Source organism: Nocardia sp. NPDC056611 (genome assembly GCF_042792755.1).
In the GTDB taxonomy this organism is placed as follows: domain Bacteria; phylum Actinomycetota; class Actinomycetes; order Mycobacteriales; family Mycobacteriaceae; genus Nocardia.
Genome location: NZ_JBHTVV010000002.1, coordinates 905,714 through 918,636, shown reverse-complemented (window position 1 = coordinate 918,636; position 12,923 = coordinate 905,714). Strand labels below are relative to the sequence as shown.

Sequence of the window (12,923 nt, the reverse complement as noted above, 5' to 3'; positions counted from 1 at the left end):
ACGGGTCCCGGTCACTCGTCGGTCTCCAGGCAGAGCACCGGGACCCGCTCGACCAGATTCACGGCGAAACCACCGCGATTCCAGGAATGGTCCAGTGGCTGGGTGTTGCCATCGGCATCGGTCGCCCGGGCACCGAGGACGTAGTCGCCCGGGGTCGCGGTCCAGTCGAAATGCCAGCGCCGCCAAGCCCATCGGCGGCCCTGGTCCGGATCCAGCCGCGCCGCCTGCCAACGGTGCCCGCCATCGGTACTCACCTCGACAAGGGTGACCGGCGCCCGGCCCGACCAGGCTCGCCCTTCGAGCGGCACCAGGCCCGGTCGCACGACCCGCGATCGCGACATGTAATCCGGGAAGCCGGGCGGAACCAGCAGCGCGCGCGGCGCGATCCGGGTCACCGGCTCGCCCGCCTCATCGGCGTCCTGCCGGATCCGATACGCCACCGCCTGCTGGTACCCGGCGAACGGAGTGTCGGTCACCGTGATCTCCCGCAGCCACTTCACCTGCGCCATGCCATACCAGCCGGGCACGATCAGCCGCACCGGATAGCCGTGCTGCGGCGGCAGCGGCGCCCCGTTCATCTCGTAGACGACGAGCACCCCCGACTCGACACCCATGGCCACCTCGACCGGCAGCGCCCGCTGATAGTCCTGTTCGACCCCGTGCTCCACCCCGTGATCCGCGCCGGTGAAGACCACCTCGACCGCGTCGGCCTCCACACCGGCTTCCGACAGCAGCAGCCGCAACGGCACACCCGTCCACTCGGCGGTGCTCACCGCCCCGAGCAGCCAGGGCTGACTCACCGGACGCGGCATCAGCAAGGCCCGGCCATTGCCCGCGCATTCGAGCGTCACCCGCGTGGTGACCTGCGGGAGCGCCTTCAGGGCGGCCACATCCAGCCGCAGCCGACGCCGTACCCGGCCCCCGATCTTCAGCTGCCAGGGCTCGTTCGGCGGGACGAAAGGAATGTCGAAGTGCGTCAGCACGTAATGCAGACCCGGCGGCGTGATGTCGTACCGCAGCGCCTCGAGCGGCAGTCCGTGATTGCGCGCCGCGAGCGCCAGCTCATCCAGGCCGATGCCCTCGTCGGGGGCGGCCAGCCGGGGGCGGGTGCTCGAATCAGCGAGTCGACGACCCATCGGCTCATTATCGCGCCCGAACGCCTCGACCGTGGCGGGAGTCGATGGCATTCCCCGTCCGGAGCCCACCGCCCAAGTACGATCGGACTATGCGGTCCATTTGGAAGGGCTCCATCGCGTTCGGATTGGTCAATGTCCCCGTGAAGGTGTACACCGCCACGGAGGACCACGACATCAAGTTCCACCAGGTGCACGCCGCCGACGGCGGGCGTATTCGGTACGAGCGGCTGTGCACCGTCGACGGGCAGCCGGTGCAGTATTCCGATATCGATCGGGCCTACGAATCGCCCGACGGTGATCGCGTGATTCTCACCGATGAGGACTTCGCGAAACTGCCCGCCGCGGAGAAGCACGAAATTCCGGTCCTGCAATTCGTGCCCTCGGAACAGATCGATCCGATTCTCTTCGACAAGAGCTACTACCTGGAACCCGATTCCACCACGCCCAAAGCGTATGTGCTGCTGGCCAAGACCCTCGAACGAGTGGACCGGGTGGCGCTGGTGCATTTCACCCTGCGGCAGAAGACGCGACTGGCCGCGCTGCGGGTGCGCGACGGGGTCATGGTGTTGCAAACCCTGCTGTGGCCCGACGAGGTGCGGTCGGTGGCCTTCGACAAGCTCGACGGCGTCGCCGAACCCAAGGCGCAGGAACTGAAGATGGCCGAGACGCTCGTCGACACGCTGTCCGACGACTTCGATCCTGGCCTCTACGTGGACGAATACCAGATCGAGCTGAAGAAGCTGCTCGACGAGGCCATCGCCAGCGGCTCCAGCAAGGTCACCCGGGCGCCGGAAGCGGCCGCCCCGGAGATGGACGCCGAGGTCGTCGACCTGGTCGCGGCCCTGCAGCGCAGCCTCGAGGCGTCCGGGCGCAAGACCGGATCGGCCCCGGCCGCCAAGGCCGCCCCCGCCAAGAAGGCCGCCGAGAAGAAGCCGGCCAAGAAAGCCGCGAAGAAGGCTCCGGCCAAGCAGACCCGCAAGGGTGCCTGACCCTCCAGCACCCACCTGGCAAACTAGCGGCATGGATCCCGACATATCCATCCACCCGGACATCGCCATCGTGCCCATGGGGCTCGGACACCTGCGGCAGGTCATCGACCTCGGCTACCAGGTGTTCGACACCCAGGCCAAGCCCTACACGTCGTGGTCGCTGACCTCGGTCGCCGAACACCTCGACAGCCCCGGCAAATCCTGCTGGGTGGCGGTGGATTCGGATCAGGTGGTCGGATTCGTGCTGGCCTCCATGGAATTCGAGCTCCGCGAGGACTGGGCGTACCTGGAGTGGATCGCCGTCTCCCCCGAGGTGCAGGGGCGCGGTGTCGCCAGCAAACTCATGACCGCCTGCTGCGACCTGCTGTTCCGGCACGGCGCGGCCCGCATCGTCACCGACGTCGAGATCCACAACACCGCCTCCGCGGCCATGATGCGCCGCAACGGATTCTCCGAAGGCACCACCGTGACCCTGTTCGTGCGCCCCAACCCCGACGACCGCGTCGCCGGCGAGGACGAACAGGTCACCCTCGGCCCCGGCACCAAACGCGACCTCATCCGCCGCGGCCGCATCACCGGCGACGGACGCCACGGCCGTCCCGCCCGCTAGTTGTCGGTCCCGCCCGCTACGGTCGCCGTCATGACCGCCCCCGATCCGACCATGACCGCCATCAACGACGCCGTAACCCTTGGACGCCACGGTGATCCGGCGACGGCCCGCCAACAGCTGACCTCGCTGTGGGACGAGATCGGGGCGGGCGGCGACCCCCTGCACCGAGTGTCGCTGGCACACTTCCTCGCCGACCTGCAGGACCACGCGGCCGACGCCCTCACCTGGGACCTCCGCGCCCTCGACGCCGCCGACTCGCTCACCGACGAACGCGCTCAGGCCCATCACGCCGGCCTGAGCGTGCGCGGCTTCTACCCCTCGCTCCACCTCAATCTGGCCGACAACTACCGCCGCCTCGGCGCTTTCGACACCGCCCGGCGGCACCTCACCGCCGCCCACGCCCGCCTGGACGCGCTCGACGAGGACGGATACGGCCTCGGCGTGCGCGCCGGACTCGCCAATGTCGAAGCGGCGCTGGCCGATCAGTCCACCGAACCGCTACCGACGCATCCGGCCCCGTAGCAGCCGAGCGCGCACGTATGTCGGCGCGGTGCATCCGCGACGTGCACCCTCACCTGCGCGCTCCGCGAACCGCGCGAGCACTCGCCCCGCCGCTTACTCCGCCGAGCCATCGCGGCCTGTCGCCGGACGGACGCGGGTGGCGAGACCGTCTCACGGGTCGGTGTCGGGCAATCACGGTCCGAGCCGCATTGCTGGGCCGCAATGGCCGATATACGCTGGCCGCGATCACCAGCCAGCGAAAGGAACGCGTCGATGCCGAAACCGCTACCGAATGCCGTTGCGCCGCAATTGGATTCTCGGGGACGACGCTTCTTCGCGGGCGCCGCTGCGCTGCTGGCGATGACGGCCGTGGTGAGCGGGCCGGTCGGCACGGGCGGCCAAGCCGCCGCCGAGGCGCCCGGAGCACCTATCGCGGGATCGGTCTCCTGCGCGCCCACCGAGGCGCGGGTGGCGCTGCCCACCCGCGCTCCGCTGCTCGACTGGTCGGAGAACCTGACGTTCGACGAGGCGACGGGGAGCTTCTGGGTCTCGCGCGCGCAGCGCAACGTGGTGGAGAAGTACGACGGGGACGCCCGCCTGGTCGCGAGTGTGCCGGTGCAGGGTCCGGGTGCGGTCCGGCGGGGCCCGGACGGGCTGATGTACGCGACGTTCGGCAATTCACCGCTGTCCGGACTCTCGGGAGGCAGCGGCGTGGTGCGGTTCGATCCCGCCGCCGCCGGACCGAAGCCCGAGGTGTTCGTGACCGGGCTCGGACAAGCCAACGGCGCGGCCTTCGACGCCGACGGCACCCTGTACGTGGCCGACACCTCCGCCAACACCGTGGTACGGATCCGGCCCGACGGCAGCATCGACGCCGACTGGACCACCCGCAGCCATACGGCGCTGGCGGCCCTCGGCCTCGGAGCCGACGGTATCGTCGCCGCGGACGGCATCCTCTACGTGACGCTGCTGGAGAGCCCGACCGCGCGGGTCGTCGCCCTGCCGATCGACGATCCCGCGCGGGCGACGGTGGCCGTGGATCTGGCCCCCGCTCCCCTGTCCGGCCCACTGCTGCCCGACGACCTCGCGATCGTCGACGGGCTGCTCTACATCGCCACCGGCAGCGGGCAATTGGTGCTCGCGGATCCGGTCACGCACACCAGTTGCACCCTGTTGTCGGGGCAGCCGCTCACCTCCGTGGCCGTCGCCCCGGCCCCGGCGCGCACGCTCCTGCTCGGCACCGAGGGCGGGGACGTCCTGAAGGCCCACTACCGCTGACGTCAGTTGTCCTGTGCCGCATGGACTCTGCCCTCGTGGAAGAACTCCATGAGGCTCTGTACCGTCGCCACTTCGGTGCGGGGCCGCATGGCTCCGAAGGGCGCGTTCCAGAACTCGCCGCGGCGGCGGCTCCACGGGCCGACGTAGGCGTACGGCGTCGGATTGTCCCAGTCGCCCGGGGAGACACCGTAATTCACCTCGTCGACCGCCACCGACAGGTCGAAGTGCTCGGGCCACAGCACCGGCTGCTGTTCGGCGGCGAAACGACGTAATGCGGTGTCCCCCACCGCGAACCAGTCGTGCACGGCGGTGGCGGCCTCGGAGTCGACCTTGAACGGCTCGTCCGGATCCATCCGGGTGCCGTCGGAATACAGCCCGTCCGGCGGGCCGTCGGCCTCGAAACCGGCGGTCGAGGCGAGGTCACTGTAGGTGCCGTGCAGGCGGGTCCGGCCCTGCGGCCACACCAGATCGGTGCCCGTCACCGACACCGGCCACTTCATGCCGGTGAATCCGCCCAGCACGATGCGCATGCGGATGCTGCCGAACCGGCGATACTGCGGACCGGCGATCAGCAGTTCGGCCGCCGCGTGCAACGCGAAGCGGGTGTCCTCGTAGGTGATGTCGTCCACGGGGAAATCATCGCCGCCGAGCCCGGCGTGTTGCTGGAAAATGGACTCCCGCAAACAAAACAGCGCCACACCGGACGAATCCGGTGTGGCGCATGAGTGTTTCGTGGAACGTCAGCTCGCGTTGTCGGTGCAGGCCGAGAGAATGACCTTGGCCTGACGCGGCGAGGACGAACCCGTGTCCGGGAAACCCGGCGCACTCTTGCCGAGCACATTGATGGCGGCCGACTCGGCCTCCACCTTGGACGGCGCCCACGCCCAGCCGAAGCGGGTGTCGGCGCCCTGGGCGACCGCGCCACAGGCATTGGCGAAGTGCACGACGACGGCACAGTCGCCGCCGCCACACTGGCTGACCGCGGAGGAGTCCGCGGCGTCCCAGCTGCCGTAGTTCACGGCATACGCGACGTTCCCGGTGCTCTTGGACAGCGCCAGCGCGCCGTACAGGTCACCGGAGGTCGCGATGAAGACCGGCTCGCCGTTCTCCGCCGCGGAGGCGGATCCGGCGGCCACGGTGCCCATCGCGGCCATCGACGTAACGGCGAGGCCGACACCGGCCTTGCGCAGCAACGACATTCGATACTCCCCGGGGATGGATGGTGATAACGGCGGTCATCATGCCAGACGCTCAGACCCGGCGCATGACCGAGACGACCTTACCCAGTACCTGGGCATTGTCACCATCGATCACCGGGTACGCGGGATTGCGCGGCTCCAGGTAGACATGCCCGTTCGCGCGCTTGTAGACCTTGACCGTGGCCTCGCCGTCGATCATGGCGGCCACGATCTCGCCGGTGTGCGCCTCGTGCTGTTTGCGCACCACGACGATGTCTCCGTCGCAGATGGCGGCGTCGACCATGGAGTCGCCGCGCACCCGCAGACCGAACACGGTGCCGCGGCCCACCAGCTCCCGCGGCAGCGAGAGCACATCGTCGGTGTGCTCCTCCGCCAGGATCGGGGTACCGGCCGCGATATCGCCGACGACCGGCACCGGCACCGAGTTCTCGTCCTGCCGCCGCGCGGGCGCGGATGCCCGCAGGAACAGCCGCACGTCCATGGGACGCGTCACCGACTCACTGCGCTTGAGGAACCCGCGCTCCTCCAGCTCACGCAAGTGCCTCGACACCGATGACGCCGACTTCAGGCCGACCGAGTCCCCGATCTCCCGAGTACTCGGCGAATACCCGTGCCGCTGCACCCAATCCCGAATGCTGCACAGAATGCGTTGCTGGCGTTCGGGCAACGTGGAGGTGTCGAGATGCTCGAATCCGTCGAAGTCGTCATAGGTCACCAGAGGATCCTACGGCGACGCGCCGCCTATCCCCCGGCATGACCGGCCGTAATCGCCGACGTTCCGAGAGCCGGGGAATGCCATTCCCCGGTATTCCCTCCGCCACCCTCGACCCGCCCATTGCCTTCCCCTATTCCCCCCGGTTCGCTCGAAAGGCAGCGGTGCGTACAACTTTCGCTCGCTAACCACCGCAACTTTTGCCACGGCACTCGCGATCAGCCGTCGAGGCCATCACAGTAGACGTAGGAGGACAGATGTCGGATCCCGCTTGGCCGAACTGGTTGGAGCCGGACTGGGACAGCCGGCCCCTCGGACGCGGAGAGCAGCCCGCCAGCGCGCGGGACCGATTCCCCGGCGACTACTCGTGGTTGGCCCGCTGGACGATGTACGCGGAGCTCATGGCGCACGCCAAGTATCGAGGCGTGCAAGGGCAACGCACCGCCGCGGACGATCGCACGCTGGCATGGCTGGGAGATCCCGCCCGCACTATCCACGCCGAACTCCATGAGCGCCACCTCGCCTTGCCCCGCCACGATCTCGGCCGCAAATTCCTCGACGAGCTGATCCTGCCTGCCATCGCCGAGGGCTGTGAACAAGGCATCCCCACCGCCCATGGGTCCGTGCCCAGTCCCGCCGAGCTCAACGGCGAGCAGAAGACCCTCCTCGGGTGGTACCACTCCCTGCACGAACGCTCGGAAGAGATGGCGGGCAGTGCCGTCAACAGGCGAATCGTCGCCACATACAAGGACATCAACACCACCCTGCGGGATGCCAGGTGGGAGAAGGGCATGCACGATCCGGAGGGGTTCCCGGCCCGCTCCCAGCGCGCCTTGCGGTACCTGACCACTCTGCTGGACCAGCGGTTCGAGGCGTTCCGTCGCGAAGATCCCGATCGCAGGTTCGGCCCCGACGATCTCGATGTTCTCCTTCCCGCGGCGCTCGCGAACAAAGTCCGGCAGGGCGAACAGGAGTTGCTGCGCTTCCGGCTCGACAATCCCGATGAGCCTGACGTCCAGCAAGGCATCAGTGAGTCGGGGCGGCTGCAGATTCTGGATGGGCTACTCCCCCAACTCGCCCGCCGCATGCTGGCCCGGCAATCGATGCTCATGCTGGGCCCGACCTCCAGCGGCAAGAGCCACGCCGGTCGGATCGTCGCCTCGCACATCGCCAACCGCGGGATGAAGGCCATCATCCTGCTGCCGATCAAGGCACTCGTCACCCAGGCCGTACAGGAATGGGCGGAATGGCTCGCCGAAACCGATCTCGAAGAGTGGAGCATCGTCCCCGGATCCCGGGACTACCCGCAACACGACGAGACCCTGGTGCGCGGCGACTTCCGTGTCGCGGTGATGATCCCGGAGAAGCTCGCCGCCCTGCTCGGGCGCGGCATGCGGCTCGACGGCGTGGGCGCGATCATCGTCGACGAACTGCAGATGCTGTCCACCGATAGTCGCGGCACCAATCTCGAAATGCTGATCACCCGATTGCGCAGCGAACATCCGCTGATTCCGCTCATCGGGCTGGCCGCCCCGCTCGATCAGTCTTCCACCGATCGGATCCGCAATTGGCTCGGGATCGAGGAGAAGGCCGTGATCCAGTCCAGCGTGCGCCCGGTGCCGCTGGAGAAGATCGTGCGCGGCATCGATGCCGAGGAGATGGTGCTGCGCTCGGACGGCGAGACCGCCGAGGCCCGTGAGATTCCCGCCTCGGCGAGCAAGACCGGCCGCATGCCGACCGGACTCAGGCTCAACGGTGACCAGACTCGCGTGCTGACACTGTGCCTGGACCTGCTGGCGGAACGGTCGATCGTGAATGGATCCGAGGAGTTCAGCATTCGCGGAGTGCTGTGTTTCGTCCAGAACCGTGATCTCGCACAACGATTCGCAGGGGCCGCGCAGACGGCGCTCAACAGCTGGGACATGGGGCCGGATGTACGCCCGGCCGGGCTCGACAAGAATCCCTTCCTGGGCCGCTTCTCGACCCTCGACGAGGACATCGCGGACAAACGGTGGCGCAAATTCCGGCGCATACCCGAGAGCCGCGAACGCACCCGGGTGATCGACGCGCTCCGCTCCGGAGTCGGATTCCACACCGCGCGACTGGACCCCTTTCTCCGCGAGGAGGTCGAGTGGGCCTTTCGCGAAGGCAATATCCGACTGCTGTTCGCCACCGACACCCTCAAGCTCGGGATCAATCTGCCCGCCGAAGCGGTCGTCGTCGCGTCGGTCACCACCCCCAACAACGTGCTGACCAACAGCGTCATCGATCGCGACACCGTCGCCCAGCGCCTCGGCCGCGCCGGACGGCTGGGCATCTCCAACAGCGGCCGCGGCTATCTGGTCATCCCCGCGGAGCCGTTGCCCGACCGGGACCTGGAGTTCGCCGCCGATGACGAAGAGGAACTGGCAAGATATGTGCTTCCGCGGGTCGGGCTCACCACCGTCCGGCAGCGGGCCCTCGCAGCGCTCGCCGATCGCGACGCGGTCTTCAACCACTACATCAAATACCGGCAGCGCGGCGGCAACGTGCAGTCCCGTCTGGACCAGAACACGCTGGCATACCTGCTGCTCGAGCACTCCCGGCGGATCTTCGACGAACGCGACCGCGAATCACTCGAACACGAGGTCAACCGGATGTTCGAGCTCTCACTCAAGGCACAGCAGCCGGGCGCGCGCGACACGATCTCCGCGGCGGCGGTGGTCGACACTCTCATCGACTCGAAGCTGCTGAAGGAGACCCGGCCGAACTTCCTGCGCATCACCGCGCTCGGACGAGCCATCGGGCACAGCGGGATCCCACTCGACGACGCCGCAGCGGTCGAAGAGATCGCCGACGCACTCGCCGCAGGCGCCGGTCAGCTGACCCTGCTCTACGAGGCGGTCCGCACGCGTCAGGTCGTTGACAGCACCAACTGGGTTGCGTTGCGCAACAACCTCCCCCTCGAATCGGAGAGCGAGCAGATTCGTGGTGTCATCCAACTGGCCACGTTGCTGATCTCCGGCGCCCCCGACACCACCGATGTGCGTCTACCCGCTACGACTCTCGCCGCATTGCGCAGGTTCGTCCCCGAGGCCGAGGAATTGATGGGGCGCGGGCCCAGCGCGGACCGGCTGCGCGACCTGATCGATGTCCGCACGAGCGAACCACGCCGCGAGGATGCCAGCGCTCTCCTGCGCGCCTGCGTCCTGCTGTTGTGGATGCGGGGCTGTCCCTTCCCGACTATCAACGATTGTGTCGAGGTCATCGTGCGGCACCGTCCCGATCGTGCCAAGCCGAAGGGCGAGACGAGTCCCCCGATCCACCCCGTCGATGTGCGAAATCTCGGGGAGAACACCAGCTATGTCTTCGACACCGTCTCCGACTACATCGGAGTGCTGCCCGAGAACAACAACTTCCGGCGGTTCGAGCGCATGTCCGACGCGGTCGCTTATGGTCTGCCCGTCGAGCTGGCCGCGCTCTCCCGTCTCAACCTCCGTGCCACACACCGTGATCGACTCGTGCATATGGTTCAGGCCATCGATGACGGCGCCTACGAGGACATCCCGGATCTGCTGCGCCGCAATACTCGCCGCCCGAACGTTCGAGCGATGACACAGAAGCAGGACAACGACCTGCGGAACACGAAGTTCGAAATCGGTGAGTACAAACAGATTCTCGATCGCATCCACCAGCGGGAGGCCCGGAACCGGGAGTACGCGGACACGCTCTCCCCAGGGATCGGAAAGAAGGTCATGCCGGGACCTGGATATACGGCCGAGACGGTGGTGCGCCTACTCGGCGACACCGACGCGGCCAGTGCGGCGGCTCAGCTGGCGGTCCTTTTCCGTGACCTCGGGCTGCAGGTCACCGACGAGGCGAACGGCACCCTGCGGATGCACGGGACCGGTGACTCCGACCACGAACTGACGGTCGAGGCGGTCACGGAGGAGGTGACCCTGCGAGACGCTCGGGCCCGTGCCGATGAGGGCATCATCATCGTCGCCTGCGGCGGCGTCGCGCTCGACGTCTTGACCGCGCCACTGGTCGACTCCGACCAGCAGACCGTCATCGTCGAACCCTCCGTACTGGTCGAGGCCGCGTTCAAGCTCGCGGAGCTGGAGCGCTCCCCCGCGTCTCCGGAATTCGGAGACCAGGATCTCGACGACTTCATCGGCATCACCGACGAGGACCTGAACGCGTTCGATGACCGCGAGCCCTCGGTCGACCAGGAGGAGTTCGATTTCGACCCGATCCGCATGGAGACCGGCGAACGGATGCTACGCATCCTGCGTTCCGCGCCGCCCATGATGAGCCGCAACGACGCACAGCGGCTGTTCGATGGTGTGCGGCTGACGATCACCGATCCGGACACCGGGGCCGGCGAGCGGAAGGCGAGTGCGCGATGAACGTCAAAGACATCGGACTGTTCGTCAACGCTCGATACTTCGAGCAGGTCTCGGCACACGATCGGACTCCGGACACCCTCCTCGATCGGGTGCAGGAGACCGCCGCGCTGGTCACCCTGGCGGGCGGCTTCAGCCATAAGGTCGTGTGCGCCGACTGCGGTCGCGATTCCGAACGCGCCATCGCCGACGAGCTCGCGCTGGCCGGCGGATTCCGGGTCCGGCACTGTCCGGCGGCCGGTCCGGACCAGTCGGTCGTCCTGGGCGCCGAGATATTGGAGGCGTGCGCCACCGACCCCGGGCCGAAGACGATCGTCATCGGCGACTCGCTGGCCGACCAGGCCGCCGTCGTGGATATCGTTCACCGCCAGCGTCGTTCGGTGATCGCACTCGTCGCCGAGTACCCCCGGCAACCTCGCATCGCCGACCTCACCTACACCTTGCCGCTGGCACCGGAGGCTCTGCTCGTGGTGGTGCGGGAGGTCATCGACGCGGTGCGCGCGGGCAATGGCGAGCCGGCCGGCGCAGCCGTCTACGCCGGCCTGTGCCAACGGATCACGGGCTTCCAGCCCGGCGCCTACGGCTACGCCTCGATGGCAGATCTGATCGGCGCCGCGGAGGGTGCGGGCGGCCCGAGGCCGTCAGCGGCGAGGAATCGGATCATCGAGTCGATCACCAAGACGCGGAAATCACCGAAACCGAAGCGAGCGGCACCGGTCGTACAGCGCTCCACCATCCGCGAAACCATCCGTGAACTGCCGGGATTCGCCGACGATCAAGTCCACCAGATGGCCGATCACCGGATCGGGGCACGGGTCTTGAAACTTCTCGAAGCGCACGCCGAACTGCACCCGCAGCTCGAGGCCGGGGAGCTGGACTTCCCCGATGCCGTCCAGCACTTCCTCGGCGACGACGCCTGGAAGCCGCGGACCTCGCACTGGCGGATCATGATGCACCGGGCGTCCCTCGAGGCGGGCGGCTGGCTGCTCGCGACGCCGCCCGGCACCACTCGCTCCCAGCTGGTCCTCGGCGAAACCGTGCCCGAGGGTTGGTCGTTCGACGATCGATACGCGGACAAGCCCGGGGAATCGACCGCGCCACCGAGCGAAGGGGCGGCGGGTTCAGACTGAAATGCGCATGTCCACAACGCTTTCCGGTTGGGTTGCCGAGCCTGGGCGATTCCCAGGCTATTCCCCGGCACGGACGCGCCGACGTGGTGGCATTCTCGCTCTCCCGGGTATTGGGTGAAAGACGGCGGCAATGGGGCCGCTCCGGCGGAAAGACTTCGAAGCCGGTCCGGGGCACGTGATCGTACGGAGACCACGTGCCCCGGGAAGCAACAGCCACGCACCCGCACCAAACCTCGGGTGCACCTATCTCAGAGAGACGACATCAGTATGACTCCGAACCAACGCAATCCGCAGTCGGAACGACCGACCAGCCGCGCACGCCCCGGAACCACCGCACTCGATCTGGTGGTGCTGATCCTCTTCGTGGCCGCCGCCGTCACCCTGGTGGTGTTCGGCCACGCCGGCGCTGCCGTGCTGACCGCAGCGGCCGCATTCATCGCCGGCGGATTCGGGCTCTGGCTCGGACGCCACAAGCGGCGCGGATAATTCTGAAAACCCATCCACCGGCCCCCGATCCGCGAACGCGGATCGGGGGCTTACCTTTCAGTCGGGTATGGCATCGCCGCGACACCGGGCGTCCACCATGAAGGTGCCAGGCGCTCGGCAGGCCGTGGCTCGCGAGGCGCTAGCCCTCCGAGGGCCCCAGCACCGACTTGATGCGCCTGGGCGCGGGCTCCTTGAGTTCGATGAACAGCGCGTGGGTCTCCCCCTCGCCGATGTTCTCGCCCGAATGATCCTGCGCGCCGAGCCACCGCACCTGCCCCGCGGTGAGCTCCACCTCCACTTGCTCCCCATTGGCCGTGATCCGACGCCGGAAGGAGTTCAAGGGGTACAGGACGCTGTCGGGATGGCGGTGGGGCGATGTGCGGTCGCCGGGCTTGTCGCGGTACTCCAGCACCCGCACGCGCTCGTTCTCGAAGACGACCCGGTACAGGTCCGGATTCACGACAGCGGGATCGGTGCTCATAGCGGCCCTCCGGGAC

12 protein-coding genes are annotated in these 12,923 nt (G+C 67.9%); 7 read left to right on the top strand and 5 right to left on the bottom strand.

Annotated elements, in window-relative coordinates:
* Nucleotides 1-11 precede the first annotated feature (11 nt).
* Nucleotides 12-1,136, bottom strand: a complete 1,125-nt coding sequence (locus ACFRAQ_RS12915) for a sulfite oxidase (protein WP_379098279.1) — start codon at nucleotides 1,134-1,136, stop codon at nucleotides 12-14.
* A gap of 89 nt (nucleotides 1,137-1,225) precedes the next feature.
* Here ACFRAQ_RS12915 and ACFRAQ_RS12910 point away from each other — a divergent pair, with 89 nt between their 5' ends.
* From ACFRAQ_RS12910 to ACFRAQ_RS12895, 4 genes are all read left to right on the top strand, one after another.
* Nucleotides 1,226-2,125, top strand: a complete 900-nt coding sequence (locus ACFRAQ_RS12910) for a Ku protein (protein WP_379098276.1) — start codon at nucleotides 1,226-1,228, stop codon at nucleotides 2,123-2,125.
* Between the two features lie 31 nt (nucleotides 2,126-2,156).
* On the top strand, nucleotides 2,157-2,735 hold the full coding sequence (locus ACFRAQ_RS12905) for a GNAT family N-acetyltransferase (RefSeq protein ID WP_379098272.1): 579 nt from the start codon (nucleotides 2,157-2,159) through the stop codon (nucleotides 2,733-2,735).
* A 30-nt stretch (nucleotides 2,736-2,765) separates the two neighbouring features.
* On the top strand, nucleotides 2,766-3,257 hold the full coding sequence (locus ACFRAQ_RS12900) for a hypothetical protein (RefSeq protein WP_379098269.1): 492 nt from the start codon (nucleotides 2,766-2,768) through the stop codon (nucleotides 3,255-3,257).
* Nucleotides 3,258-3,509: 252 nt separating this feature from the next.
* Nucleotides 3,510-4,514 (top strand): hypothetical protein, encoded by a 1,005-nt coding sequence (locus ACFRAQ_RS12895; RefSeq protein WP_379098266.1) that lies wholly within the window; start codon nucleotides 3,510-3,512, stop codon nucleotides 4,512-4,514.
* A gap of 2 nt (nucleotides 4,515-4,516) precedes the next feature.
* On the opposite strand, the gene ACFRAQ_RS12890 is transcribed toward ACFRAQ_RS12895, so the two are convergent.
* The 3 genes from ACFRAQ_RS12890 to lexA form a co-directional block, all read right to left on the bottom strand.
* Nucleotides 4,517-5,143, bottom strand: a complete 627-nt coding sequence (locus ACFRAQ_RS12890) for a hypothetical protein (RefSeq protein ID WP_379098264.1) — start codon at nucleotides 5,141-5,143, stop codon at nucleotides 4,517-4,519.
* A 111-nt stretch (nucleotides 5,144-5,254) separates the two neighbouring features.
* Nucleotides 5,255-5,713, bottom strand: coding sequence for a DUF4189 domain-containing protein (locus ACFRAQ_RS12885; protein ID WP_357082938.1), 459 nt, complete (start codon nucleotides 5,711-5,713; stop codon nucleotides 5,255-5,257).
* 52 nt (nucleotides 5,714-5,765) lie between these two features.
* Nucleotides 5,766-6,431 carry a transcriptional repressor LexA gene (gene lexA, locus ACFRAQ_RS12880; RefSeq protein ID WP_379100240.1) on the bottom strand — a complete coding sequence of 222 codons (666 nt, stop codon included), beginning with the start codon at nucleotides 6,429-6,431 and terminating at the stop codon, nucleotides 5,766-5,768.
* Nucleotides 6,432-6,682: 251 nt separating this feature from the next.
* Here lexA and ACFRAQ_RS12875 point away from each other — a divergent pair, with 251 nt between their 5' ends.
* The 3 genes from ACFRAQ_RS12875 (at nucleotide 6,683) to ACFRAQ_RS12865 (ending at nucleotide 12,426) form a co-directional block, all read left to right on the top strand.
* Complete coding sequence (locus tag ACFRAQ_RS12875) at nucleotides 6,683-10,813, top strand: DEAD/DEAH box helicase (RefSeq protein ID WP_379098260.1); 4,131 nt, start codon at nucleotides 6,683-6,685, stop codon at nucleotides 10,811-10,813.
* A complete protein-coding gene (locus ACFRAQ_RS12870; RefSeq protein WP_379098257.1) occupies nucleotides 10,810-11,940 on the top strand; it encodes a hypothetical protein in 1,131 nt (376 codons plus the stop codon). Before ACFRAQ_RS12875 ends, ACFRAQ_RS12870 begins: the two co-directional genes overlap by 4 nt.
* 267 nt (nucleotides 11,941-12,207) lie before the next feature.
* Nucleotides 12,208-12,426, top strand: coding sequence for a hypothetical protein (locus tag ACFRAQ_RS12865; protein WP_379098254.1), 219 nt, complete (start codon nucleotides 12,208-12,210; stop codon nucleotides 12,424-12,426).
* Nucleotides 12,427-12,565: 139 nt separating this feature from the next.
* On the opposite strand, the gene ACFRAQ_RS12860 is transcribed toward ACFRAQ_RS12865, so the two are convergent.
* The gene (locus ACFRAQ_RS12860; RefSeq protein WP_379098251.1) at nucleotides 12,566-12,907 is read right to left on the bottom strand and encodes a cytoplasmic protein; all 342 of its coding nucleotides are present in this window, start codon (nucleotides 12,905-12,907) and stop codon (nucleotides 12,566-12,568) included.
* Between the last annotated feature and the right edge of the window lie 16 nt (nucleotides 12,908-12,923).

Excerpts from the sequence above, each read along its gene's own strand:
- ACFRAQ_RS12915 (WP_379098279.1), bottom strand. The coding sequence starts at position 1,136 with ATGGGTCGTCGACTCGCTGATTCGAGCACCCGCCCCCGGCTGGCCGCC.
- ACFRAQ_RS12910 (WP_379098276.1), top strand. The coding sequence starts at position 1,226 with ATGCGGTCCATTTGGAAGGGCTCCATCGCGTTCGGATTGGTCAATGTC.
- ACFRAQ_RS12905 (WP_379098272.1), top strand. The coding sequence starts at position 2,157 with ATGGATCCCGACATATCCATCCACCCGGACATCGCCATCGTGCCCATG.
- ACFRAQ_RS12900 (WP_379098269.1), top strand. The coding sequence starts at position 2,766 with ATGACCGCCCCCGATCCGACCATGACCGCCATCAACGACGCCGTAACC.
- ACFRAQ_RS12895 (WP_379098266.1), top strand. The coding sequence starts at position 3,510 with ATGCCGAAACCGCTACCGAATGCCGTTGCGCCGCAATTGGATTCTCGG.
- ACFRAQ_RS12885 (WP_357082938.1), bottom strand. The coding sequence starts at position 5,713 with ATGTCGTTGCTGCGCAAGGCCGGTGTCGGCCTCGCCGTTACGTCGATG.
- ACFRAQ_RS12875 (WP_379098260.1), top strand. The coding sequence starts at position 6,683 with ATGTCGGATCCCGCTTGGCCGAACTGGTTGGAGCCGGACTGGGACAGC.
- ACFRAQ_RS12870 (WP_379098257.1), top strand. The coding sequence starts at position 10,810 with ATGAACGTCAAAGACATCGGACTGTTCGTCAACGCTCGATACTTCGAG.
- ACFRAQ_RS12865 (WP_379098254.1), top strand. The coding sequence starts at position 12,208 with ATGACTCCGAACCAACGCAATCCGCAGTCGGAACGACCGACCAGCCGC.
- ACFRAQ_RS12860 (WP_379098251.1), bottom strand. The coding sequence starts at position 12,907 with ATGAGCACCGATCCCGCTGTCGTGAATCCGGACCTGTACCGGGTCGTC.